Origin of the sequence: Affinundibacterium danionis, assembly GCF_042432465.1 — a bacterium.
Taxonomy (GTDB): domain Bacteria; phylum Pseudomonadota; class Gammaproteobacteria; order Burkholderiales; family Burkholderiaceae_D; genus Undibacterium; species Undibacterium danionis.
In genome coordinates, this window is the sequence record NZ_JBHLXJ010000036.1 from 135,796 (window position 1) to 162,381 (window position 26,586).

Below are 26,586 nucleotides of genomic sequence, written 5' to 3' on the forward strand. Positions count from 1 at the left end.
GATTTTGAAATACCCAAAAATATCTCAAAATACTTTAGTTCAATAACGCATCGCGACTAAGCAAAAAACGTATTGTAACAAGGGACCTGCATTTCCTCTATGCTTTAGTAAAAAAAGCACAAAACGATCAATGGCATTTATCATGTCATCATTTTTTTATGCGGATTACATTTTCTCTTTGTTTCTTTCTATATTTATTTTTAAGGCAAGAAAGCAGCCTTAAATAATTAACTTGGTAATTAACTTAGGTAATTAACTCAATGGTAGATACAAAACTTCACAAACAAATCGCCCGAATAAGTACGGTAATGCTTGTCAAGAACAGGTAAGCCGTGGATAATCCCGACCTCGCATAAAAATACGCAAAAAAATTCATTTAAATCATCTGCCCGCCTCGCGGGTTTTTTATTTAATTGAACTGGTGAAAAAGCACAACAGATCAAAATAGGCTTGAATTTCGGCTTAACTTTCCAATCTATTACTTGTGCTTGAAACTGGTATTTGCTTTGCTCCCTATTTTGCTTTTGTTGTTGCCATCCAAATTTGATTGGCATTTTGTTGTCGCACTTGATTTGTTACATGAAAAACAGCTTAACACCATCCGAATCGCAATCCACTTCTGCAACTGTGTCAGCAAATACAAAGACACTCAAATTAGGCAAACCTCTGTCACTCGCCAAAACTAAGGGCGCCGCTGCACAAGCGGAGACCCGTACTTTTGAGACGCCCATCCTGACAGAATCACCAGAATTAGAGAGCGGTGACATCATTAAAACGCAGGTGCAATCCGTTACTGTTGTCACTAAACGCCGCTCACGCTTAGCTTTAGTCTCATCACAAACGACGCAAGCGCCAACGGACGAACCCATAGCAAATGCAAACAACGAGGACAACATAAGCACGGCTGGAATTGAGTCTGCGCCTACTGAAACGATGGCGACAGAATCTCCAGTGGATGCCACTGCACCCGCTACTGCTACGCCAGACATCATTGCAACTGAAGCTGAAGCAAGTTCAGATGCAATAGACGACTACGCGCAACAAATGCTGACGCGACCAGCAGGGCCAGCGCCTGTCATCAAAGTAAAGAAAAAGAAAATCATTGCGGCTGAAGTCAAGCCAGCCACAGTAGTTGCGAATGATGCTGTAACAGCAAAATCGCCTGAGGTACCAGATACATCAGTATCGGCAACGACAAAAGCTAATATGCTCAATGCAATTGAGACACCGGTAGCGAAAGCCGCGCCTAAAGCTCGTGTTGCAAAAACGCCCATCAGCGCGGTTGAAACCACCACGGGCAGCGCCGCTGCTAGTGTCGACACATCGGCCTATGCGTTTCCAACGGTCAAAGAAGCAGCACGTCGCGGCCGCAAACCTTCTTCTCCGCAAGCATACAACGAAGAGATCCATGCTTTCAACGCACTCGAATCAGCGGAGTTAAAGCGTGCTGCGCGCGTCAAAGCGGGCAAAGCCAGTGTTGCAAGCGCCAGCAAAGAACAGTTGGAAGAATATCGCCAACGTCTCACCAAATTAATTCAATTGGGTAAAGATCGTAGTTATCTAACCCATGCTGAAATCAACGATCATTTGCCTGAAAATGTCGATGATCCAGAAATGATACAAGGCATTATCAGCACCTTAAATGACGTCGGTATCGCGGTCTATGATCAAGCACCTGACGCGACGATGTTGCTATTGTCGGATAATGTCGCTACTTCCGTTAGCGATGACGATGCGGAAGCAACGGCCGCAGCAGCCTTGTCTACGGTTGACTCTGACTTCGGGCGCACCACCGATCCAGTTCGTATGTATATGCGCGAAATGGGCGGCGCTGAGCTATTGACACGTAGCGGTGAAATTGAAATCGCCAAACGTATCGAATCCGGCTTAAAAGACATGTTGCAAGCGATTTCAGCCTGTCCTTCTGTGATTAAAGAAGTGCTACATACAGCGGAAAAAGTCCGCAATGATGACGTAATTATTGATGACATCATTGATGGCTTCCATGTACCCGAGAGCTTAGATATCGCACCATCCATCTTAGCGTCTAGCGACGACGAAATCGATGAAGATGAAGACGACGAAGAAGGCGGCGCAGCGGAAACCAGCAACACCTTAAGTGCCGAACAATTGGCGCAAATGAAAGTGACGGCATTAGAAAAATTTGCGGCAATCAAAACCAGCTTCGACGATATGTTTGCGCAAATTGAACAAAATGCCTACAAGTCACCAACGTACGAAGCGGCACAAGAAAACGTCGCCAAAGAAATGGAAAGCATACGTTTCAGCGTCAAAACCACTGAAAAATGGTGTGACATTTTGCGCAAACAGATGACGGAATTGCGTCAAACTGAAAAACGCATGCTGGAATTATTAGTCGATCGTTGCGGTATGCCACGTAGCTATTTCATCGCCACCTTCATGAGTAATGCAACCAATCGCGATTGGTTAGAACAAGAAATGGAAGCGCGCGAAGCCTATGGTGCAGTCCTCAAACGCAATATCCATGCGGCACGAGAATTACAAGGTCGCCTCATCGTGCTAGAACAAGAAGCGAAAATTCCATTGACGGAATTACGAGCCATTCACAAAAAAATGATCTCGGCGGAAAAGCGTACCCGTGACGCCAAGGCGGCAATGACTGAGGCCAATTTGCGTCTGGTAATTTCTATCGCAAAAAAATACATCAACCGTGGCATGCAGTTTTTAGACCTAATCCAAGAAGGCAATATCGGTCTGTTAAAAGCGGTCGATAAGTTCGAATACCGCCGTGGTTATAAATTTTCTACCTATGCTACTTGGTGGATACGCCAGGCTATTTCGCGCGCGATCGCGGATCAGGCTCGTACTATCCGCGTACCCGTGCATATGATAGAAACGATCAACAAATTGAATCGTATCAAACGCCAATGCTTGCAACAAAATGGCACAGAACCCGATCCAGCGTTGATCGCAGAAAAAATGGATTTACCGGAAATCAAAGTTCGTGAAATCTTAAAAATCGCAAAAGAACCTGTGTCCTTGGACGTGCCTATCGGCGACGATGGCGATTCACAATTGGGCGACTTTATCGAAGACAATATCACCTTATCGCCTATGGCTGCTGCAATGCAAGCCTCAGTACAAGGTAAATTGAAAGAGATTTTGGACGCTTTGAGCCCGCGCGAAGCGAAGGTATTGCGCATGCGTTTTGGCCTAGAAATGGCGAGTGATCATACTTTAGAAGAAGTGGGTAACCAATTTGACGTTACACGTGAGCGTATCCGTCAGATCGAAGCGAAAGCAATGAAAAAATTGCGTCACCCTTCTCGCTTAGAACAATTAAAAAGCTTGCTTGAAAACAATTAATCGCTCATTCAAACACTGCAAAAAGACAGCGAATACACCAATATCGATTTTGAGTCGATCAATTCCATGACCACTCATTATTGATATTGGTGGCAATTCAACGGACAAATCTACGAACAGCTGCTCGCAACCCTCCTGCGCGAATACAAACAATAGCACACGCGTTACTCAAGATAAAAAATCTAATGCAAACTGCACCTGTTGCAAACGCGCTTCTAAGCTTCCCTCCACCAGCATAAATGGAATTTGACGTTCATCTAAAAGAGCAAGTAAATCTTCATGTACTTTTTGACGCACTTGTGGCGATTCACGTAACAATCCGTCGGGCTCCCATGGAAAATCGGGCGCAGTCACTATTGTGAATTGATAATTGTGCGCTAGTTCCAGTACTACGAGTTCAGGATCAATCTCATCAAAATAATGACGGCTATACAGCGCGGTCATCAACGGTGTGGTATCGCAAAATAACCACGAGCGCGCATTCGCCGCTGCTAGATTTTCTCTAGCTAACTGCGTTTTGGCAATCAATAATTGGTCTTCTGAAACTGGAACACGCCCACCTACTTCAACGAATTCACGCAAATATTCTGGCACCCATAAGGTCTCAAAATGCGCAGCCAAGGCTTGCGCCAACTCTGATTTTCCAGAAGACTCTGCGCCTAGAATTGCAATACGATTTACAGGTACATTTGCCACACTGGTTTCACCTAGTTCGCTCGTTGCCATTGCTGTTACTGGACTATTCAAACCTATATCCGCTTCTATTTTTTTCACTTCACTACTTTCTAAGATTCTACTTTTTATTCTGCTTTTTATTCTGCGTTCGATTCCATTTTTGACCGAAGATAAATCGATTTCCATACGCGCGCGCCATGTATCGCCATAACGACAAACACCGCATATAAAATCGCAGTCAACATCAAATTTTTATAAAGATACAGAGCGACATACAACACATCGACGACAATCCAGACCATCCAATTTTCAATTTTCTTACGGGACAATAAGGCTTGTCCCAACAAACTGCCAGCAGTTAAGAATCCATCTGCCACGGGCACATCCGTATCCGTACAAAATTTCAAAAACAGATACAGCAAAAAAAACATACTCAAACCAATAGCGCCAGAGCGCCAACGCTCGCTTGCGCTAAGGTAACTCACGGATAATTGACCACCTTCACTTGCGCCACGCAGCCATTGCGACCAGCCCCAAACGGATACCAAAATAAATACAAATTGCAGCCCCATATCACCATACAGTCGCACCTCAAAAAATACTAATGCGTATAGTGCCGAAGACAAAATGGAAAATAGCCAGGCCCAATGGATCTGCCGAATGTTCAAACCCACGGTAAGCAAGGAAAGTAAAAATGAAATGAGCTCCAGAGGCGTTGTGGCAAAACCAAACGCCAAAGCTATATTTTGATTCATCAGGATTTTTTCTAAATTAAACGATAAGCGTTTTTTGTGAGAGCGATACTTGAGAACTGTTTTTCAATGTTTAAAGATCGTTTTCAGGTAACTCTCACTTAGTTCTCAGTAGGCGTGTATTCTTGCATGTAGATACTTCATTGCGCCGCTTTACCCTTTACACCAGCGCAGTAATCTTTCGCTTCAGTTGCGCTGGTGAACCAATAATAATCTGCCTTACCAGTCGCTTGAAGGTAGCTCTGCACATCATGCAGATCTGGCTTTACTTCTATGAGTTGTATCACCATCACCTCTGCCCCTTTCTTTTTCTGTTTCAAATGCCAGGGCACCGCAGTTTCGGCACGCACATGCTCACCTCCAGCGACCAACATTCCTCGTGCAGTCTGTGCCATCGCCGAGGCCATACTGGCATCTTTTGCCAATTGTATGTGTAGCATAGGCGTCAGCGTCTCGCGACTTTGCATACCGCAATGCGAAGTAAAAATCTGATCTAACAAATAAGACTTAATCGTCGGTGTCGCCTGGAAAACCGTCTCAAATCGTGGATTTTCCAGCATCGATTTTTCACCTTCGCGATAAATCTTAGAGATAAATGATTTGCTGATATTGCCGGATTTTAAAGCTTCTTTATTCAAGGCTGCTTGAAATAAAGTGCCATAACTCGCCCAATCCCATGACTTCGCTGACCAGCTCAATATGGTATGCATCTGCTCCAAGCTATTACCCGATTTTAAGTTCGCCAATGCCTGATCTTGGCTGTCATCCAGCATCTCAAAAATGACTTTATCTGCCGCTGGTGCAGTGACATTTTTCAAGCGCGCTTGTATTAGTAAAAGCTCTAGTCGGTGATGCTCAGGATTATCATGTTTTTCACCGACAAACACGTAAGCAGGCGACTGCACTTTTTCCAAAAGCTTTGCCTCATCAATCCAGCTGCCATCAGACTGACTAATTTTATTCACTAAAGGATGAGACACATTCATTTGTGCGGAAACGACGCCGCTAGCAACCATCGCCAACAGACAAACTAGCCATGGAACACGGCGAAAATACGGGTGAAGGTGCATAGTCAGCTTTCAAAAAATTTTGAAGACTGACTATAACTTGTCAGATGACTGTGAGCAAGCTAAGAGCATCAATCAAAGATTAATCATTCTCTATTTTGATGCAAGCTAATTTTTGAGACGACTTCGGCAAATCCCGTTTTAAGCAGCTTCGACAATTGAAAAAAATCGGATTAGGCGAAGTCGGCGAGCTGCCCGGCAAGTACCGGGCAGCGCACACCTAGCTACCATCATGCATATCGGTTGCATGTACAGCAGATAGGTTAAATTTTACTTAAACAGTGTGACATTGCTATGACAAGTGCATGTCATGAAGTTTAGCTTCTTACGCCCATTTCCAAAAATTTGATAAAAACAAGTTTTTTGTAGAAATACTTATTTTTTATCAAAGCTCTTAGCGCCAAACCCTCTAAGATTGCCATAAAGCACTATTTGTCATCTTAAAAAGACTTGAAAGATATCATTCAATGAAACGACTGCGATGCCAAACAAACTCAATTAAAACACGAGTGACTTTGTCTGTGCTCGTGATTTTTATCCTGAGTTTGTGGTTCATGGCGTTCTATACCAGTCTGACTCTACGACAAGATATGGAGAAACTATTAGGTGAACAACAAACTGCCAAAGCCGCCTATCTAGCCAACACTGTAAATAGTGATTTTGTGGACAGGTTTAATGCCTTGAGCAACGCCGCAGCAGAGATCACGCCCGAGCTATTTCAAAATCCAGAACAATTACAAGCTAGCTTAGAACGCAATACACTGCTGCAGAATTTATTCAATGCTGGTACGTTTATCACAAGAACAGATGGAACAGCTTTGGCCTCGGCACCCAAAAGTGTGGATCGCCTTAATCTGAATTATTTGGACCGCGACTATATCCGTACACCTATAGAAACTGGTCAGCAAACCGTAGGAAAGCCCGTCGTCGGTAAACGCATCAATGCGCTTTTATTCGGCATGGGTGTCGCAATTCGCGATGCAAAAGGTCAAGTCATAGGTAGCTTAGCTGGCGTCACCAATTTATCGAACAAAAATTTCTTGGATCATATCTCTGATATGGATAGTCATCGTTCTGAAAACTATCAGATCATAGCTCCCCAGCATCAAGCCATCGTTTCCACCTCCGACAAAAATATAACATTCCAAGCAATTTCACTACCTCGCTTTGAGACATTATTGCCCAACATGCACGAACCACGTTTTCAATATGGTATTCGTACTAATGCATTTGGGGATGAAGAATTTACCGCAGTCAAATCGATTTCCCTTCCCAATTGGAACCTCAATATTTCGCTACCAGCAAAACTCGCGTTCGAACCTATCAATGCGATGCAGCGACGGATTATTTTTAGCGCGATCTTATTAACCCTTTTTGCGGCGGGCTTTACTTGGTGGATTTTAAAATGGCAGTTATCGCCCATCTTTACGACGATTAAAACCATTTCGTATCAAATCAAACATCGCCAGGTTTTATCTCGTCTGCCTATTATCAAAAACAATGAAATCGGACAACTGATAGGATCATTTAATAATTTGATTCAAAAAATGGAGCTGCGCGACGAAGCCCTCAAAGAGAGTGAAGCTCGCTTTCGTACTTTAACTGAAATGTCCTCGGATTTTTACTGGGAAAGTGATCATGAACATCGTTTTATCTCACGAACATTTAGCCACCATCAACACTTACAATTCGACGATCTCGCCAGTAATTTAATTGGCTTTCCGTTGTGGGAAGTGCCTAATCTCGACATTGAACCAACTGCCTTAGATGAATTAACAGAGTGTCTGACAAAACATTTGCCGTTTCGTGAAATTGAGCTTTCCCCCAAGACAACCTCGCTGCTACCAAACAAAACAGATTATTTAGCCCTCAGCGGAGACCCAGTTTTTAATGCGGAAGGAAAATTTCAAGGTTACAGAGGGATCGCAAAAAATATCAGCTTACGCAAACAAGCGGAAGCCGAATTTAGGCTCGCGGCCAGTGCCTTCGACGTCCAAGAATCCATGCTGATTACGGACGCTAATGGCACTATCTTGCGAGTCAATAAAGCCTTCACCAAAACCATGGGCTATGCACCTGAAGAAATAATAGGGAAAATGCCTAACCACCTAAAATCTGGAGCACAAGATGAACACTTCTATCAGGCAATGTGGAAATCAATCCGCGACACGGGTAGCTGGCAAGGCGAGATTTGGGACAAACACAAAGATGGCGAGGTACTCCCCTATTGGCTAGTCATTTCCGCAGTCAAAAATGCCGAACAAAAGATAACGCACTACATAGGCGCACATTACGATCTCAGTGAGCGAAAATTAGCCGCAGAGCGCATCAATCACCTCTCCTATTTTGATCAATTAACCGACTTACCCAATCGTCAACTATTGATCGACAGGCTCAAACAAAATATGGCAAACAGTAGCCGTAATCTTAACCACTGCGCTTTGCTATCGATCGATATTGATCTCAAAGGAACCAACGATTTACTAGGGCATGAAATAGGTGATCAATTAATTCAACAAGTTGCGAGTCGACTTAATCGATGTGTCAGGGAAGGAGATACTGTCGCACGTATAGGTGGCGATGAATTCATCGTTATGCTAGCGGGCTTGAGCGACAACCAAGCGGAAGCCGCCAGCCATAGTGAAGAGATGGCGACCAGAATTCGGGCCGCTCTCAACGAAATCTACCATTTTGATAATTGTAGCCATCACAGCACTGCCAACATTGGGCTAAGCGTTTTTCAAGGACATCAATTTGAGGTCGAGGATTTACTCAAGCAAGTCAATCTCGCCATGGAGAGAGCGAAACAAGAAGCAAAGAGCGGCATTTGTTTTTTTGATCCCGCAATGGAAGTGGCTGTCATGCGGCGAGCCGCTATGGAGAATGATTTACACATCGCCATCGCTGAGCACCAATTTCAACTCTATTACCAAGCCCAGCTTCTTTACACTGAACCTGACAATAGTCGTAGCAATGCGAGACTGACTGGCGCAGAAGTTCTACTACGTTGGCAACACCCTGAACGCGGCACCATATCCCCTGCCGAATTTATCCCATTGGCAGAAGAAACTGGCTTGATTTTAGCTTTAGGCGAATGGGTCTTAGAGCAGGCTTGTCAGCAGCTAGCACTTTGGCAGCAAAGCCCCGACACCGAACATCTCACATTAGCAGTCAACGTTAGCGCACATCAATTTAGACAAAAAGACTTTGTACACCAAACATTGTCGATACTGAATAAAACTGGGGCCAATCCTTATCGACTAAAATTAGAATTGACTGAAAGTCTGTTAGTCTCAGAAGTCGAAGGCGTCATCGAAAAGATGTTTGAACTCAAAGCCAACGGCATCTCATTTGCGTTAGATGATTTTGGCACTGGCTATTCGTCCCTCGCGTACCTGAAACGCTTACCTTTAGATCAATTAAAGATCGATCAATCGTTTGTACGCGATGTGTTAAATGACCCTAATGATGCGGTTATCGTTAAAACCATCATCGGCCTGGGAAAAAGCTTGGGATTAGGCGTTATCGCAGAAGGTGTGGAATCAGCACTGCAAAAAGAATTTCTACTAGAGGCTGGCTGCCATGCTTTTCAAGGCTACTTTTTTAGCAAGCCTCTGACGCTAGACGGATTTGAACATTTATACCGATCACAACTAACAGTGTTCTAAACTCAGGCATAAACATCAACAACGATTTATCCCGTACAGTCACCAAGGCACGGCAACCCAGCAGTAATACCTTGTGTATCACTATCCATCAAGAGGTAAGAATTTGTAATAAGTAAGGAATCCCTTGTTGTGATTCTTTATATTTAGAACCGTAGTATGTGTTTTATTGTATTCCTACCCTATAGTGAATATTCGCCCGCGATGTATGCGGGCTTTTTTTTGCATTTTTCAATTTAAAGCAAAAACGAAAACATTTGCCTGATTCAACAAATCCTCGTATAATGCGAGGCTCACTTGCAGTGCACTTGTGCACCAAACATGTGATCCAGTGGTGGTCGTAGCTCAGTTGGTAGAGTCCAGGATTGTGATTCCTGTTGTCGTGGGTTCGAGCCCCATCGTCCACCCCAGAATTAATAAAAATGCCCGCACTTGCGGGCATTTTTATTTGCAGAACGATTTTTAGAAGCATTTTTAAGCGCATTACTCGCAATAAAAATGAGGATCGCAAACTTATTTAAGCCATCACGACCCACCATCTTTAAAAAAGTCTGCCGCCTTAAATTACCATTGTTGGATTAGCCGCTTTGAGTTTTTGCAGGGCTTCGATTAAGAGATCTGGATTATTCAAAGCCAATTTTTTCGTGTCTGACAAGGTTTGTCGGAAAGCTCGGGCACCGACCAGTCCAAAAGTTAAACCCAGCATGTGGCGCGTAATACTATTGAGTTTCAAGCCTTTGCCATTTTCGCCAAACTTTTGCAGTTGCTGACGTATGTAAGGCAACATGGCCAATACGACCTCTTCTCTTGTCTTTGGGATACTGGTATCGCCATAATAGCGCGCGTCAAAATCCGTCATCAAAAAAGGATTATGGTAGGCTTCACGACCCAGCATTACACCATCGACGTGTAATAAATGCTCGTCAATTTCCTGCAAAGTTTTGATTCCGCCATTAATAATAATTTCCAAATTAGGAAAATCTTTTTTCAGGCGATATGCGTAATCGTATTTCAGCGGTGGAACTTCGCGATTTTCCTTGGGTGATAGACCTTTTAATATCGCATTTCTGGCATGCACTACAAATGTTTTACAGCCCGCATCAGCGATTTGACCAACAAAATCTCTGACAAAATCATATGACTCTACGTCATTAATACCTATCCTATGCTTCACAGTGACATCAATATCTACTACGTCACGCATCGCTTTCACGCAGTCAGCAACCAAATTGGGTTCCGCCATCAGGCATGCGCCAAATGCGCCTTTTTGTACACGCTCCGAGGGGCAGCCACAATTTAAATTGATTTCATCATAGCCCCACTCTTGCCCGCGTTTGGCGGCAATCGCGAGATCAGCAGGCTCACTACCGCCCAATTGCAAAGCAACTGGATGCTCTTCCTGATTAAAATCTAAATGGCGCGCGACGTCGCCATGAATTATCGCGCCGGTGGTCACCATCTCGGTGTAAAGCCAAGTATGCCGCGAAATATAACGATGGAATAAGCGACAATGCCGATCAGACCAGTCCATCATGGGGGCTACGGAGAGACGGCGTGAGGGAAGAACAGGAGAATTCACCATAAGTACTGAAGTGCGGGTAAAAATAAACAGGCGCTATTGTAACCTTTGTGCCCTTCCTACGCCCTGCATCCTATTTCAACGCATTGCAACGCATCCCCCGCCGCCAATCAGCTTTGCTTAAAGTGAATTTTATTTTGCTTTATTTTCCTTAGAGGCAGCTTCATCAACTGGCACTTGGTTCAATTCCCAGGTCTGCCAATCGCTGCCAAATAATTCAGCTGGGTGCGCCGTTCGGTCAGCTCCATTACCACACGCCAAAGCATCCGAAGGGCAGTACCGATCGCAGCCCCAACAAATTCGCTCAGGATTTTTCGGATTCACTGGAAATTTTTTACTCATAGAATTTTCGTGACCAGATTGTTAGATTATCCGTTCATTAGATGGCAAATAGCCCACATCACCCCATGAGCCACCTCACATTTATATCACAACGTGATATAAAATATCGAAAACATTGCTTTAGCTTGATCAAAAACAAAGCAACTGCGAGGCAACTGCACAGCCAACATCCGATTTCAATATTGCCCCATCCTTCATTTCTAATTTCTATTTTCAATGCTTAAAAATCTCGATCCTAATCCTAACCATCAACCTAATCACAAGCACGACCATAGCGGCGGATCAGATACAACAAAGCTGAGTAAGTATGAGTTCGAACAAATTGCGGACTTTCGATTTCAATTGCGAGTTTTTCTAAGATTCAGCGAAGACATTACACAAACTTATGGTGTAACCGTTTTGCAGTATTTATTACTATTGCAAATCAAAGGCTACCCCGGAAAAGACTGGGCAACCATCGCTGAATTAGCGCATCGCCTGCAATCACATCATCATGGAGTCGTGGCCTTAGTTAGCCGTTGTGAAAAAGCAGGATTGGTGCAACGTCAGCCCGGACGAGAAGATAAACGCTGCGTCGAAATACATTTACTCCCCAAAGGCGAACAACTACTCAACGAAATCGCCCTGCTACATAAAAATCAAGTTAAGCACTTACAGCAAGTGATCGCGCGTGTTCATCACGATACGAGCACGAATTAAATTGCGAAAAATCTGATGAAGCTATTCTCTCAACTCTTTACCAACTTAGATTGGCTGCGCGGTTTTTTGCCGAGCAAAGTGAATGTCAATTATCTTGAACGTGCTCGCGCTTGCCTTGGTGCGCTAACAGGTATCTTAACGACCGCCCTCCTATGCCATCATTTGCTCAGTAGCCAAGCAAGTCTGCCCTTTATTATTGCCCCGATGGGCGCTTCAGCGGTTTTACTTTTCGCGCAACCATCCAGTCCGTTGGCGCAGCCGTGGTCACTATTAGCAGGAAACATGCTCTCGGCATTGGTCGGCGTCACTTGCGCGGTCTATCTTGGCAGTACACCGTTCGCAGCTGCACTCGCTGTCGCTGCGGCGATTGCAGCGATGTTCACCTGCCGTTGTCTGCATCCGCCTGGTGGTGCAATCGCCTTGTCAGCAGTCCTCGGCGATAGCGCCATCCACGAATTGGGCTTTCGCTATGTCTGGCTACCCGTGGGTTTAAATTCGATATTACTATTAGCACTAGCGATTATTTTTAACAATTTAACGCGACATCGCTATCCACACCAACAGCAACACGACAACAAGAACGTACACAAAACTGCTGACATTACTCCAATTGCACGGCTCGGGTTTAGCGCTGAAGATGTGAACCAAGTCATCCAAAAATATGATGAAGTACTCGATATTAGCCCCGATGATTTAGCGAATTTATTTGCCCAGACGGAAATGCATACTTACCGACGTCGCTTTGAAACCATCAGCTGCGCCGATATCATGTCACGCGACATGGTGAGTGTGAACTACGAAACACCCTTAGATCAGGCATGGCAATTACTCCGCAAACACAAGATTAAGTCTCTCCCAGTCATCAATCAGGATAAACAAATCGTCGGCATAGTAAGTTTAGTAGACTTTATGAAGCACGCTAGCCTCGATCACTATCAAGGTTTAGACAACAAGTTAAAGCGATTTGTCGAACAACTGTTTCAAAATCAAACTGGCAAAAAGCGCATTGTGGGAGAAATTATGACGACCAAAGTGTATACCGCCCAAGATAATGCCCACATCGTTGACTTAGTGCCCGTGCTATCTGATGGAGGGATGCATCACATACCTATCGTCGATCAAATTGGGCATCTGGTTGGTATCGTGACACAATCGGATCTAATTGCCGCACTGTACCGCGCTCGTTTAAACGATGTACAAATGCTCGATATCGACGCAAAATAAGCATATTGACGACAGCCTCAAATTTACTCAATTATCGAAAGCGACTATGCAAACCGAGCACTTTTGGATGCCATTTACGGCCAATCGACAATTCAAGGCCAAGCCCCGCTTATTAAAAAGCGCCAAAGGCATGTATTACACCAGTGAAGATGGTCGAGAAATTCTTGATGGTACCGCCGGACTTTGGTGCGTCAATGCGGGCCATAATCACCCCAAAGTCGTACAAGCGATACAAGCGCAAGCAGCGTCATTAGACTTTGCCCCCACCTTTCAAATGGCTCATCCGCTTGCATTTGAAGCCGCCAGCAAACTCGCATCAATGGCACCGAAAGCATTAAACCGAGTTTTCTTTTGCAATGATGGTTCTGAAGGCGTCGATACTGCCTTAAAAATGGCACTCGCTTATCACCGTGCACGCGGCGATGCGGCTCGATGCCGTTTAATAGGTCGAGAACGTGGTTATCACGGCGTGGGATTTGGCGGTATCTCGGTTGGGGGCATCGCCGGCAATCGCAAACAGTTTGGCTCAGGATTAGCCGGTGTCGATCATCTACGTCACCCTTTAAACATCGCAAAAAATGCCTTTAGTAAAGGTCTGCCTGAGCATGGTGCGGAGTTAGCTGATGAACTCGAACTACGTCTATTAACTTTACACGATGCTTCTAGTGTCGCAGCGGTCATAGTAGAACCGCTGCAAGGCTCAACTGGGGTTATTATTCCACCACAAGGCTATCTACAAAAACTACGCGACATCTGCACTAAGCATGGCATTTTATTGATCTTTGATGAAGTAATTACTGGTTTTGGACGTTTAGGCAGCGCCTTTGCTGCTGACTATTTTGGTGTTATGCCTGATATGATCGTATGCGCCAAAGGTCTGACAAATGCAGCGGTTCCTATGGGTGCGGTGATTGCCACTCAAACGATACATGATGTCTTGGTAAATGCGGCTCCCAAAGATCAAATCGAATTTTTCCATGGCTATACCTACAGCGCACATCCACTCGCATGCGCAGCGGCGATTGCGACTTTGGAAGTTTATCGAGAAGAAAAAATATTTGAAGCGGCCGCCGCAATGGCGCCCTATTTTGAACAAGCTGCTCACAGCTTACGCGGACTGCCGCATGTTAAAGACATACGAAATCTGGGCTTAGTCTGCGGTATAGAATTAGAGCCACAAATCGGTAAATCAACGACTCGCGCCTATGATATTTTCGAAAAATGTTTCTGGGAAAAGAACTTATTAATCCGCACTACGGGCGACATCATTGCTTTATCACCGCCGCTCATTATCGATAAAGCGCAAATCGATCGCTTATTTTCTCAACTCGCTGATGCGATCCGCGAACTAGCAAATTAAAGCCCAGATAGCCCATGATTTATTCAGGCAGGAACCAAGATTATTTAATGTTGCTTCCTGCCAACAATTAAGCCGCGAGCCGTTTTACGTTTACAGCATACGCGCTAACAAGGCCTTATCGTATTTAGCGTCGAGCGGAATCCTAACCTTGTGTCCCGCGCCGCCAATGACTTCAATCGCTTCATTATGCTTATTGCGAATCGCTGCTAAATCGACGATTTCGTTGCCACTAGGATGAATAATTTCAATTTTATCTCCTACGGAAAAACGATTTTTCACCTCCACTTCGGCCCAGCCATCTGCCACCGATAAAACATTGCCGACGTACTGACTGCGATACGCTTTTGAAACACCTTCCATATAGTTTTGATGTTCTTGCGTGTGGTGACGTTGATAGAATCCGTCGGTATAACCACGATTTGCCAGGCCATTTAACTCGCCTAACAACTGTTCGTTGAATGGGCGCCCCGCGACCGCATCATCGATCGCACGGCGATAAGTTTGCGCTGTTCGTGCAACGTAGTAGAGAGACTTAGTGCGACCTTCTACCTTCAGAGAATCAACACCAATTTTTGTCAGCCGTTCAACGTGCTCAATCGCACGCAAGTCTTTAGAATTCATGATGTAGGTGCCATGCTCATCTTCTAAGATCGGCATGAAATTACCCGGACGACCGGCTTCTTCAATCAGATAAGGACGATCGGCCAGAGGATGACGCGGCATATCCCCCATGGCCGAGAATGACTGATTCGCCTCTTCTAACGCTTTGTTGAAATCAAATTTAATTGTTTCAACCGGAATACGTTGCAAGTCGCCCGTTTCATTTTCGGTTGCATTTTCAACTTTGTAATCCCAACGACAAGAATTGGTGCAAGTACCTTGATTCGGGTCGCGGTGATTGAAGTAACCGGACAACAAACAACGGCCTGAGTAAGCGATACATAGTGCACCATGCACGAACACTTCGAGTTCCATTTCTGGACAACGCTGCTTGATTTCCTCAATCTCATCCAAAGACAATTCACGCGACAAAATCACGCGGGTTAAGCCCATTTTTTGCCAGAATTTAACGTCAGCCCAATTCACTGCATTCGCCTGTACGGATAGATGCACATTCACTTCCGGCCATTTTTCGCGCACCATCATAATCAAGCCAGGATCGGCCATAATCAGCGCATCTGGCTTCATGGCGATCACTGGTTCCATATCATTCAGATAGGTTTTGAGTTTGGAATTGTGCGGAAAAATATTGCTAGCAACAAAGAAAGACTTACCTCGAGCATGTGCCCCTTCTATGCCTTGTTGCAAAATATCCAACGTAGAAAATTCATTATTACGTGCCCGCAAACTATAACGAGGTTGCCCCGCATACACAGCATCGGCACCGAAATCGAACGCAGCATGCATTTTTTCTAAAGAACCAGCGGGCAACAACAACTCTGGCGCTTTCAACTTAGCGGAATCTGTGGCTGAAGGATTTGACATAGGAATACCATTAAAAAATACGGCAATCTGATTCAGGCGCGCTGGCCTGATGATCGGCGCTTAAAGTTAATCAATTTTACGAAATTTTTACACAAATAAACTGGCTCGTACTGCGCAAAAACAAGCAAGGCGCTTGTTCTACCCAGCTTTCGACAAACGCTCTTGCCGAAAGGCCATCACTTCATTAAATATCAAGGCGCTTAACACTACCGTACCGCCAAGCAAAGTTGCTTTGGCGGGCTCCTCGCCAATTGCGAGCCATACCCAAAATGGGCCTAGTACGACTTCAAGCAAAGACAATAACGAAATCTCTGGCGCTGTTAAACCTTTCGCTGCGTGCACCATGATCATGCACGGCAAGCCAAGTTGAAACACACCCAAGGTCGCCAAAATAATTAAATCATGGGTAGAAGCTGAAAACGGTAGAGCGAATGGCAGCATCAGGACCGCAGACAAAAGTCCTCCGACCAAAACCGCCGGAATCAAATCCACGTGCTGGCCACCTTTTTTTAAGATAATCACATTTGCTGCAACCGCGAAAGGCACGCACAAAGCTAACATTACGCCAATCAAACCACGTGCATCGAGCTTAGAAAAACCATCAACAAACATCCAAAGCATGCCTGCGAAGGCGACAAAAATGGCTAGCCAAGTACGACGTGGAATTTTTTCTGCCAAAAAAATCCAAGCAAAAATGGCCGTCAATAGTGGCGCAAAGCTCTCCACAATTAAGGCATTCGCGACAGTTGTCATGGTTAATGCCAACATGAAGCAAGTAAACATCGCAGCCCACATAAAACCTGAGGCTAAACCATAAGGTCCAAGAGCGATTATTTTTTTACCTAGCTTGCCTTTATGCTGCCAAGCCAATACCAAGGCCACAAAAATCGCTGCAAAAAAACTACGCCAAAAACTGACTTCAAAACCACGCGCTGATTCCAAATGACGCGATAAGACACCGGCTGTACTCCACATAGTCGGGGCGATAATCATCAACAATAATGCCACTTTATGGCTGGGTTGCTGCATGCACAAACTCCGAAGTTAAAAAGCAGAAACCCGCTTGATGTGGCATCAAGCGGGCTCGTGTTGAAACCAATTCAAATAATAATTAAGCTTCGCGAGATGCTTTTTTACGCTCATGCTCTTTCAAGAAGCGCTTACGCAAACGGATGCTCTTCGGTGTGACTTCAACCAATTCATCATCTTCAATGAATTCAACTGCGTATTCCAAACTCATTTGAATTGGTGGTACCAAACGTACCGCTTCATCCGTACCAGAAGAACGAACGTTGGTTAATTGCTTACCTTTGATCGGGTTCACAACTAAGTCGTTGTCACGTGAGTGGATACCGATAATCATGCCTTCGTAGACTGGATCGTTATGCACCACAAACATGCGACCACGATCTTGTAATTTCCAAATTGCGTAAGCAACAGCAGCACCGTCATCTTGAGAAATCAATACACCGTTACGACGACCAGCCAACTCACCTTTAGAATTATCCACTGGAGCGTATTCATCAAATACGTGACTCATCAAACCGGTACCGCGTGTCAAGGTCATGAATTCGCCTTGGAAGCCGATCAAGCCACGCGCGGGAATACGGTATTCCAAACGTACACGACCTTTGCCGTCCGGTTCCATGTTTTGCAAGTCACCGCGACGACGACCGAGTTCTTCCATCACGCCGCCTTGGTTAGTCTCTTCCACGTCAACGGTCAAGTTTTCATACGGCTCATGGCGCACGCCATCAATCATTTTGAAAACTACACGTGGACGGGAAACTGCCAATTCGAAACCTTCACGACGCATGTTTTCGATCAAGATCGTCAAATGCAATTCACCGCGACCAGAAACTTCGTATGTGGAGTCATCACCTTCAGCTTGCACAACGCGCAAAGCCATGTTGGATTTCAATTCACGTTCCAAACGATCACGGATTTGACGTGTCGTTACGAATTTACCTTCGCGGCCAGCCAATGGTGAGCTGTTAACCATGAAGTTCATCGTCAAGGTTGGTTCGTCGATCTTCAGCATTGGCAAGCCTTCCGGTGTATCCGGTGCGCAAATAGTAGAGCCGATACTGATTTCCTCGATACCATTGATCAACACGATATCACCAGCCAAAGCTTCATCGACTTGAACGCGATCCAAGCCTTTGAATGTCAATACTTGATTGATACGTGCTTTTGTTGGCTTGTCTTCCGGACCATTCATCCATACGACATCTTGACCACCACGAACACGACCACGCAGGATACGACCTACGCCAATCTTACCAACGTAAGAAGAGTATTCAAGAGAAGTGATTTGCAATTGCAATGGACCATTTGGATCATCTTCACGTGCAGGAACGTGTTTCAAAATCGCGTCAAACAAAGGTTCCATATTACCTTCACGCACAGTGTCTTCGAGACCAGCGTAGCCTTTAAAACCAGAAGCGTAAACGATAGGGAAATCTAATTGCTCATCCGTCGCGCCGAGCTTGTCAAACAACTCAAATGTCGCATTCACTGCTTTTTGCGGATCTGCATTTTCACGGTCAATCTTGTTCACAACCACGATAGGTTTCAAACCTAAAGCCAAGGCTTTACGTGTCACGAAGCGAGTTTGTGGCATTGGACCTTCTTGCGCATCTACTAGCAACAAAACGCTGTCAACCATGGACAAGACGCGTTCCACTTCGCCGCCGAAGTCCGCATGGCCCGGGGTATCAACGATGTTGATATGGGTGCCTTTGTACTCCACAGCACAGTTTTTGGAAAGAATCGTAATACCGCGCTCTTTCTCAATATCGTTGGAGTCCATAACGCGATTATCAACTTGTTGATTATCACGGAAAGTGCCAGATTGACGCAGCAATTGATCCACCAGCGTTGTTTTGCCGTGGTCAACGTGAGCGATAATGGCGATGTTGCGAATAGCGCGAATATTGTCGGTCATGATTGTGTTTATTTAGAGGTAATTCGGATAACCCACGATTATAGCATGTTGCAACGCAAAACTACCGCCTTGATTACAAACATTGCAGATATTTTCGTCATTATTTCAAAGACTTACTACGTATTGATGACAAAAAAGTGAATTCTTGGCATGCCAAGCAATGTGGCGGCAAGGCCAAGTCACGCATCATCACATGCAAAAATATGAAGAATGGGCTCTTGAAATATCAAGTCGACACCACATTTGATATTCACTTTGTACGATTCATTGACTCTATCAATTCCTAAAATTCTTAAATATCGAGGAAAGCATGTCAGAAAAACAAACCCTAGGATTTCAAGCTGAAGTTTCACAGTTACTCCAATTGATGATTCATTCTTTATATTCAAATAAAGAAATTTTCTTAAGAGAGCTTATTTCGAATGCTTCGGATGCATCCGATAAATTGCGTTTCGAGGCGATTAACGATGCCAGCTTATTCGAAAACGACTCCGAATTAAAAATCAAAGTCAGCTTCGATAAGGCAGCGCGCACCATCACCATTGCAGACAACGGGATTGGTATGTCGCGTGACGACGCGATCAATCATTTGGGTACGATTGCGAAATCTGGTACCAAAGAATTTTTTGCCAAACTCTCAGGCGACCAACAAAAAGACGCCGCCATGATTGGCCAATTTGGCGTTGGATTCTATTCTGGCTTTATCGTGGCCGATAAGATGACCGTTGAGTCCCGTCGCGCTGGCACGGCTGCGAGCGAAGGCGTACGCTGGGAATCAGCAGGTGCAGGCGATTTTAGCGTCGAACCAATCACCAAAGAAGATAGAGGGACGGCCATCACTTTGCATTTACGCGAAGGCGAAGATGACTTCCTGTCGTCTTGGAAACTGAAATCCATTATTCGCACCTACTCAGATCACATCTCTTTGCCGATCTTGATGCAAAAAGAAGAATGGGATGATGAGAAAAAAGAACAAGTATTGAAAGACGAGCTCGAAACTGTCAATCAAGCAAGTGCTTTGTGGGCGCGTAGCAAGTCTGAGATCACACCTGAACAATACACAGAATTCTACAAACATATCTCACATGACTACACTGCACCACTGACGCATACACACAATCGCGTCGAGGGTCGTAGCGAATACACGCAATTGCTGTACATTCCAAGCCGTGCACCATTTGATATGTGGGATCGCAATAAACGCGGTGGTATTAAGCTCTACGTTAAACGCGTCTTCATCATGGACGATGCCGAACAATTGATGCCAGTCTATTTGCGCTTCGTCAAAGGCATCATTGATTCCAACGATTTACCGTTGAATGTCTCTCGTGAGATTTTACAAGAGTCCCGCGATATCAAAGCGATTCGTGAAGGTTCGACCAAACGCGTACTCGGCATGTTGGAAGATTTAGCGAATGCTGAGGGCGATGAAGCCGAAAGCAAAAAAGAAAAATTTGCCAGCTTCTGGAAAGAATTCGGTCAGGTATTAAAAGAAGGTATCGGTGAAGATGCTGCGAATAAGGATCGCATTGCTGCCCTGCTCCGTTTCGCGTCTACGCATAACGATAGCGACGCACAAAATGTGTCATTCGCTGACTATTTAGCGCGCGCCAAAGAAGGCCAAGACAAGATCTACTACGTCACTGCCGACACCTACGCTGCAGCGAAAAACAGTCCACATCTAGAAATCTTCCGCAAGAAAGGCGTCGAAGTCTTATTGCTGACAGATCGCGTCGATGAATGGATGTTGTCTTTCTTAACTGCATTCGAAGGCAAAGATTTGGTCTCCGTAGCCAAAGGCGATTTGGATTTAGGCAAATTGGAAGACGAAGCTGAGAAAAAACAGCATGAAGAAACCGAAACCCAATTCAAAGACTTAGTTGAAAAAATGAAGACTGCCTTGGCCGATAAAGCCAAAGACGTTCGCATTACTTTCCGCTTGACGGATTCACCTGCCTGTTTAGTTGCGGATGAAAATGAACTGTCAGGCAATTTAGTTAGAATGTTGAAAGCCGCTGGTCAAGCAGCACCTGAATCCAAGCCGATCTTGGAAGTGAATCCGGATCATCCATTGGTGCAACGCTTGAAATACGAAGAAGCCAAATTCAATGACTGGTCGCACATCTTGTTTGATCAGGCGGCTTTGGCTGAAGGTGGCACACTTGAGGATCCAAGTGCATTTGTGAAACGTCTCAACGAGATGCTATTGAACGTTAGCAGATAACATAGAGCTGTAGCTGTACCAATAAAAAAACCGGAAATCAAATTCCGGTTTTTTTATTTACGAGGATTTATATTTACAAATTAATGAGTAACTCGAGTGGTTCGTCGATCCGACAATAAACGAACGCGATCACCTGGACGGAAACTTTCATCAGCGTCTTGAGTAATTGCCTTTAGTTCACCATTATCAAGACGCACAGTGATTTCCACACCGCGTCGAGTATTCGCATTTGACTCGACGTTATTACCGATTATTCCGCCAACAACAGCACCAACGATACCAGTCGCTGTAGAGCCGCGCCCACCGCCCACACTAGATCCAGCTAAGCCGCCCAAAGCCGCACCAGTTAAAGTTCCGACACCGCTACGTCCACCATCAATCGTTACCTCTCGAACTGACTCTACCACCGCCATACGAACTGACATCTCATTCTGAGTTTGATAAGGACGATACACACTACCTGAAGTATGAGTGGAAACACATGCTGTCGTCGTTAAGGTAGCGGCGAGTACGGCAGCAACCATTATTAATTTTTTCAAAATAAACTCCTTACTTGGTTTAACGTAAGCTTCACGTCACTTGTACATATGAATGGATTACCTGTCAGCTTACAACGCAAAATTTAACATTCAGTTGACAATTTGACCGACAATCTAGACACAATAGATATTAGGGCATCCCAGTTAGAAATCAATGACACATTCAATAACATAGCGTTTACAATCAAGCTTTGCTGCTGTTATATCAATACTCAGCGATATTTAACGATATTGAGCGAAATTTATCGTAAGCATTTGTTTCAACGCATGACAATCAGGTCAGTGCCTGCATACTTCTCACTATGTTAATTAAACGAAAATCTATAGAAGCTGAATCCAACTACCGCTCGGGACCGAGCGCCGTTAAAAAAGACAGTCCGCGTAAACCCAAGTTTGCCCCGGTAACACTGTCAGAACACGACGGCGTGCGCTATCTTCATTTTGGTACCGAATGGGTACAGGGCGCGATGCGTCTGCGTAAGCCAGACTGGCTGGAGTTGGAATATGCACAGCAGATGATGGCTTGGATGCTATTTCATGATCAACCAAAACAGCTGGCACAACTTGGACTCGGCACTGCTGCCCTCACCAAATTCTGTTATCGCCAATTCCCATCAGCCAAAGTTACGGCTGTTGACTTAAATCCTGCAGTCATTATGGTGTGTGAGAGCATGTTTAAACTTCCACCCAATGACGATCGACTCAAGGTCATCGAAATGGATGCGATGGATTTTGTGCTCGATTGCGACCATCATGGGCAATTCCAAGCGCTTCAAGTTGACCTATATGATGCTACCGCGCGTGGCCCTGTGCTCGACACCACAGAGTTCTACCAAGGCTGTGCCGATTGCTTATCCGCAGACGGTGTATTGACGGTCAATTTATTTGGTGACCACCCCAGTTTTGCCAAGAATATGAAAGTCTTGCGCTATGTATTTGGTACGGTTTTATGTTTGCCCGAAGTACACGACGGTAACGTCGTTGCCATCGCGTTCAAACAGCGTTTAAAACTTGATTTGGACGTTTTATACCGACGTGCGGAAGCAATTCAATTACAAACCAAATTGCCGGCACGTAGCTGGGTTGATGGACTCGCGAAAACCCAGTAGTACAACTTAGACTAAGAATCAGCATAGCAACTAATATCGACTAATATCGGCAAGCAGCGGTAGCTGCCCTTCAACTCTACTTAATAAAAATATGAATCCAACACCGAAAAATTTAAGCCTGCAACAAATTTTCACTTGGTTGATGGAGGACGGCATCATCAAAAAAGAAGATGCCAAAGTAGCGTTTAATCACACACGGGGCATACTTAAAAATGGCACCGCCAACATGCACCCATTCACCGCAATTGCACAAGCCAAATTATATTCAGCGCTGCGTTCCCAACATTTATTGACCTTAGATTGGGTTACCGAATGGGCGGCAAGAAAAAGCGGTTTACCGTTCTATCGCATAGACCCTTTGAAAATCGATTTTACAAAAGTGTCGGATGTGATGTCCTCCACGTATGCGACTCGTTTTAATATTTTGCCGGTCGAAGCAAATAATGACAGCGTCACGATCGCCACGACCGATCCTTACAATAACGAGTGGCTTGATGAAATTGCTAAAATCACGCAAAAAGAAATCAAACTGGTTCTAGCCAATCCACTCGAAATCGCGCAATACACTACCCAGTTTTTTTCGCTGGCAAAATCCATTAAAGATGCGCGCAAAGCCAATGGAAACGACGTCGCCTTACGCAACAACTTCGAACAATTAGTCGAACTTGGCAAATCCAACAAACAAGTCGATGCCAACGATCAGCATGTGATTAACATCGTGGATTGGCTATGGCAATTCGCCTTTGATCAACGCGCTTCGGATATTCACTTAGAACCTAAGCGCGACATGGCCGCGATACGCTTTCGTATCGATGGCGTTTTGCATCAAGTCTATCAAGTACCTGCAATCGTCATGATCGCTATGACGGCGCGGATTAAACTATTAGGACGTATGGACGTGATCGAGAAACGTCGCCCGCAAGACGGTCGCGTCAAAACTCGTACCTCGGATGGACAAGAAGTTGAATTACGCTTATCCACTTTACCAACCGCGTTTGGCGAAAAATTGGTGATGCGTATTTTTGATCCTGAAGTCGTGGTGAAGACCTTACCGGAACTTGGTTTTCCTCAAAACGATGCGATACGCTGGGATCATTTAACGCAAAAGCCACACGGCATTATTTTAGTAACTGGCCCAACAGGGTCAGGAAAAACCACGACGCTCTACACCACCCTAAAAGCGCTGGCGACGCCGGATGTGAATGTCTGTACGGTAGAAGATCCTATAGAAATGGTAGAAGGCTCCTTCAATCAAATGCAGGTGCAATCGAACATCGACCTGTCATTTGCCGATGGCATACGAGCCTTGATGCGACAAGATCCGGACATTATTATGGTGGGTGAGATTCGCGATTTACCCACTGCTGAAATGGCGATACAAGCAGCATTAACTGGTCACTTGGTACTCTCGACTTTACATACCAACGATGCGCCATCTGCCATTATGCGGCTATTGCAATTAGGTGTGCCTTACTACCTGCTGGAAGCAACCATAGTCGGCATCCTGGCACAACGTTTAGTGCGCACCTTATGCCCGCATTGCAAATCCGACGATGGGGAAATTCAAGATCCAGTCTGGTCGGCATTGGTTGAGGACTGGCCTATCGCCAAGCCCGAAAAAGTATATCGTCCTGTAGGCTGCCTAGAATGCCGTCAAACGGGTTACAAAGGACGTACTGGCTTGTATGAGCTATTAACCGTTACGCAGACATTTAGTAAGTTAATACAACAGGACTCCGACATTCATGCCTTACGCAAACAAGCGATCAATGATGAAATGAAACCCTTACGTATTGCCGGCGCACACAAAATTATCGATGGCGTAACAACGGCAGATGAAGTATTAAAAGTAACATCGGCGTTGTTTTAATAAATTTAATTCAAATTAAAATGAATCGGTGAGGGTATCAATATTTTCATTCTGAAAACATTGATACCCAAACAAAAAAAACAAACTCCTCACCTAAAACATTTTTAACAAAAAATCTTTTCACACTTGTTTCAGGTAAAAAAGCTTTGTGTTAGATTGTCAGACCAGTTCCATTTAAGTGCTCCCAGCATGAAGTAAATTGCGCCTGCACAATAACTCTTCCGATAGTAACTGGTTTTTGGATACCATCTACTCATGGATTTGTACGCTTTAGATAGTGAAGTCGTAGCACTTGAAACCACACTCTCGTTTCTCGACGGCACAGCTCGCCTCAATAATCTCTTAAGCCTAGCTTGGTACCTGCGCCAATCTCAAAATGATCGTAGCTTGATGCTACTTGAAGACGCCAACGCACTATTGGCTCAGATTACATCTGCCCCATCACAAATAGAAGAACGTATTCAGTATCAATCAAGAGGCGACCTGATACGTGGCGAAATTCACTGGCTACATGGCGAGCTCAAACAGGCTTTAAAATTTTCACACCAAGCATTGCAGCATTTCAGTGCACTACAAAATTTTACCGGGGTCGGTGATAGCTATTTTCTACTGAGCTCAATACACAGGGATTTGGGCGAAATCGAACAGCGCGACCATTTTCTCAAAGTCGCGATAGAACAGTTTCATATTGCCAAAGACACGACACGCTTTCAAATTGCCCTGGCACGTAATTTACATAACAGCGCCATCAACGATCCGGCCCAAACGGCCACTTTACTTAACAAGCATTTTTCAAGTGAACATCACTATCACGCTGCCGTGCGCACTTGGTTGGATAGTGCGCGCGCCATCGTTGCCAATAAAATCGGTGAGCTAGGTGAATCTTGCCATTTACATATACGCGCACACCGAGCCGCACTAGAGACGGGCCAAATACGACATGCGATCTTAACTGCAACCAATGCGGGGGACTCATTCGCCACCTTAGGCGACCTGGATGCGGCACTAGAATGGGACGTTGCAGCCTTGGCCTTGGCTCGTGAACATCAATGGCCAGGCTCATTGGCGATTGCACTACTCCAAACTGGGAATGCCTTACGTCTATTAGGTCGTTATCCTGAAGCAAAAGAAAAATTATTAGAAGCCTTACGTATCCAAGAAAAAATACCGGACTCACGCACTTATGCGCACACCTTGGCATACTTAGGTGACCTGTCGATTGACTTGGAAACGCCCTACGAAGCGCTACGCTTTTTCGAATTAGCAGCGGAAAGAATTCAAGTTCATAACGAGCCTGTTTTTATTTCTGACTGCTGGCGCGGTCAAGCGATTGCCTATTGTCGTCTAGGTCAAGCTAAATTAGCTCACGAAAAAATCCAACACGCCTTAAGCATTGCACGCGAGCAAAAAAATTTAGACGAGCAAATCAAGTGCTTAAGAGTCTATGCCGAAATAGCCAATAAACACCCAGGTCTGCTGTGTTCCGAAGAAACAGCAAGGCAACTTAGTTTGGCCTATTTACTTGAAGCATTGGCGCTGTGCGAGAACCTCAAAGCCGGCAACATTCCGGCAACATTGTTGGACGAAGCCGCTACGCGGAGAAAACAAAGCATACCAACTCCGAAATTCAAAATTACAATTCTATCTCAAGCCTTCAACGGTGAAGGCACTATTTTGAGGAGAATTGATCATGAATCACGA

At 44.9% G+C, this 26,586-nt stretch carries 19 protein-coding genes and 1 tRNA gene; 10 read left to right on the forward strand and 10 right to left on the reverse strand.

Annotated features, from left to right (window positions below; translation table 11 throughout):
* Nucleotides 1-257: 257 nt before the first annotated feature.
* Nucleotides 258-554, reverse strand: a complete 297-nt coding sequence (locus ACFFJH_RS20155; RefSeq protein ID WP_390214955.1) for a hypothetical protein — start codon at nucleotides 552-554, stop codon at nucleotides 258-260.
* A gap of 25 nt (nucleotides 555-579) precedes the next feature.
* Between ACFFJH_RS20155 and rpoD the strand changes: the two genes are divergently transcribed.
* Nucleotides 580-3,348, forward strand: a complete 2,769-nt coding sequence (rpoD, locus tag ACFFJH_RS20160) for an RNA polymerase sigma factor RpoD (protein ID WP_390214956.1) — start codon at nucleotides 580-582, stop codon at nucleotides 3,346-3,348.
* A gap of 168 nt (nucleotides 3,349-3,516) precedes the next feature.
* Here rpoD and ACFFJH_RS20165 read toward each other — a convergent pair whose 3' ends face one another.
* The 3 genes from ACFFJH_RS20165 to ACFFJH_RS20175 form a co-directional block, all read right to left on the reverse strand.
* Complete coding sequence (locus ACFFJH_RS20165) at nucleotides 3,517-4,122, reverse strand: AAA family ATPase (protein ID WP_390214958.1); 606 nt, start codon at nucleotides 4,120-4,122, stop codon at nucleotides 3,517-3,519.
* Between the two features lie 38 nt (nucleotides 4,123-4,160).
* Entirely contained in the window at nucleotides 4,161-4,778 is a 618-nt protein-coding gene (gene pnuC / locus ACFFJH_RS20170) for a nicotinamide riboside transporter PnuC (RefSeq protein ID WP_390214959.1), read from the reverse strand.
* 137 nt (nucleotides 4,779-4,915) lie between these two features.
* Nucleotides 4,916-5,845 carry a ChaN family lipoprotein gene (locus tag ACFFJH_RS20175; protein ID WP_390214961.1) on the reverse strand — a complete coding sequence of 310 codons (930 nt, stop codon included), beginning with the start codon at nucleotides 5,843-5,845 and terminating at the stop codon, nucleotides 4,916-4,918.
* A 464-nt stretch (nucleotides 5,846-6,309) separates the two neighbouring features.
* Here ACFFJH_RS20175 and ACFFJH_RS20180 point away from each other — a divergent pair, with 464 nt between their 5' ends.
* The gene (locus ACFFJH_RS20180; RefSeq protein WP_390214963.1) at nucleotides 6,310-9,510 is read left to right on the forward strand and encodes a bifunctional diguanylate cyclase/phosphodiesterase; all 3,201 of its coding nucleotides are present in this window, start codon (nucleotides 6,310-6,312) and stop codon (nucleotides 9,508-9,510) included.
* Between the two features lie 331 nt (nucleotides 9,511-9,841).
* A tRNA-His gene (locus tag ACFFJH_RS20185) sits at nucleotides 9,842-9,917 on the forward strand.
* 149 nt (nucleotides 9,918-10,066) lie between these two features.
* On the opposite strand, the gene dusA is transcribed toward ACFFJH_RS20185, so the two are convergent.
* Both dusA and ACFFJH_RS20195 read right to left on the reverse strand, forming a co-directional pair.
* Nucleotides 10,067-11,089 carry a tRNA dihydrouridine(20/20a) synthase DusA gene (gene dusA / locus ACFFJH_RS20190; RefSeq protein ID WP_390214966.1) on the reverse strand — a complete coding sequence of 341 codons (1,023 nt, stop codon included), beginning with the start codon at nucleotides 11,087-11,089 and terminating at the stop codon, nucleotides 10,067-10,069.
* A gap of 129 nt (nucleotides 11,090-11,218) precedes the next feature.
* Nucleotides 11,219-11,428, reverse strand: a complete 210-nt coding sequence (locus ACFFJH_RS20195) for a DUF3079 domain-containing protein (protein WP_390214968.1) — start codon at nucleotides 11,426-11,428, stop codon at nucleotides 11,219-11,221.
* A 216-nt stretch (nucleotides 11,429-11,644) separates the two neighbouring features.
* Between ACFFJH_RS20195 and ACFFJH_RS20200 the strand changes: the two genes are divergently transcribed.
* The 3 genes from ACFFJH_RS20200 to aptA are packed head-to-tail and all read left to right on the forward strand — an operon-like array spanning nucleotide 11,645 to nucleotide 14,711.
* The gene (locus tag ACFFJH_RS20200; protein ID WP_390214970.1) at nucleotides 11,645-12,127 is read left to right on the forward strand and encodes a MarR family winged helix-turn-helix transcriptional regulator; all 483 of its coding nucleotides are present in this window, start codon (nucleotides 11,645-11,647) and stop codon (nucleotides 12,125-12,127) included.
* Nucleotides 12,128-12,142: 15 nt separating this feature from the next.
* Complete coding sequence (locus ACFFJH_RS20205) at nucleotides 12,143-13,351, forward strand: HPP family protein (protein ID WP_390214972.1); 1,209 nt, start codon at nucleotides 12,143-12,145, stop codon at nucleotides 13,349-13,351.
* A gap of 46 nt (nucleotides 13,352-13,397) precedes the next feature.
* Entirely contained in the window at nucleotides 13,398-14,711 is a 1,314-nt protein-coding gene (gene aptA / locus ACFFJH_RS20210; RefSeq protein ID WP_390214974.1) for an omega-aminotransferase AptA, read from the forward strand.
* A gap of 90 nt (nucleotides 14,712-14,801) precedes the next feature.
* Here aptA and trhP read toward each other — a convergent pair whose 3' ends face one another.
* The 3 genes from trhP to typA all read right to left on the reverse strand — a co-directional run bounded on the left by trhP (nucleotide 14,802) and on the right by typA (nucleotide 19,143).
* Nucleotides 14,802-16,196 carry a prephenate-dependent tRNA uridine(34) hydroxylase TrhP gene (trhP, locus tag ACFFJH_RS20215; protein ID WP_390214976.1) on the reverse strand — a complete coding sequence of 465 codons (1,395 nt, stop codon included), beginning with the start codon at nucleotides 16,194-16,196 and terminating at the stop codon, nucleotides 14,802-14,804.
* A 138-nt stretch (nucleotides 16,197-16,334) separates the two neighbouring features.
* Nucleotides 16,335-17,225 (reverse strand): DMT family transporter, encoded by an 891-nt coding sequence (locus tag ACFFJH_RS20220; RefSeq protein ID WP_390214978.1) that lies wholly within the window; start codon nucleotides 17,223-17,225, stop codon nucleotides 16,335-16,337.
* Nucleotides 17,226-17,307: 82 nt separating this feature from the next.
* On the reverse strand, nucleotides 17,308-19,143 hold the full coding sequence (gene typA / locus ACFFJH_RS20225) for a translational GTPase TypA (protein ID WP_212673842.1): 1,836 nt from the start codon (nucleotides 19,141-19,143) through the stop codon (nucleotides 17,308-17,310).
* A gap of 310 nt (nucleotides 19,144-19,453) precedes the next feature.
* On the opposite strand from typA, the gene htpG reads away from it, so the two are divergent.
* Complete coding sequence (htpG, locus tag ACFFJH_RS20230; RefSeq protein ID WP_390214980.1) at nucleotides 19,454-21,367, forward strand: molecular chaperone HtpG; 1,914 nt, start codon at nucleotides 19,454-19,456, stop codon at nucleotides 21,365-21,367.
* Between the two features lie 80 nt (nucleotides 21,368-21,447).
* Here the strand turns inward: htpG and ACFFJH_RS20235 are convergent, their stop codons facing one another.
* Complete coding sequence (locus ACFFJH_RS20235) at nucleotides 21,448-21,906, reverse strand: outer membrane lipoprotein (RefSeq protein ID WP_390214981.1); 459 nt, start codon at nucleotides 21,904-21,906, stop codon at nucleotides 21,448-21,450.
* 302 nt (nucleotides 21,907-22,208) lie between these two features.
* On the opposite strand from ACFFJH_RS20235, the gene ACFFJH_RS20240 reads away from it, so the two are divergent.
* The 3 genes from ACFFJH_RS20240 to ACFFJH_RS20250 form a co-directional block, all read left to right on the forward strand.
* Nucleotides 22,209-23,015, forward strand: coding sequence for a spermine/spermidine synthase domain-containing protein (locus tag ACFFJH_RS20240; RefSeq protein WP_390214983.1), 807 nt, complete (start codon nucleotides 22,209-22,211; stop codon nucleotides 23,013-23,015).
* 91 nt (nucleotides 23,016-23,106) lie between these two features.
* Nucleotides 23,107-24,885, forward strand: a complete 1,779-nt coding sequence (gene tfpB / locus ACFFJH_RS20245) for a type IV pilus assembly ATPase TfpB (RefSeq protein WP_390214985.1) — start codon at nucleotides 23,107-23,109, stop codon at nucleotides 24,883-24,885.
* Between the two features lie 255 nt (nucleotides 24,886-25,140).
* Nucleotides 25,141-26,586 (forward strand): tetratricopeptide repeat protein (locus tag ACFFJH_RS20250; protein WP_390214987.1); only part of this gene is annotated, 1,446 nt, incomplete at its 3' end.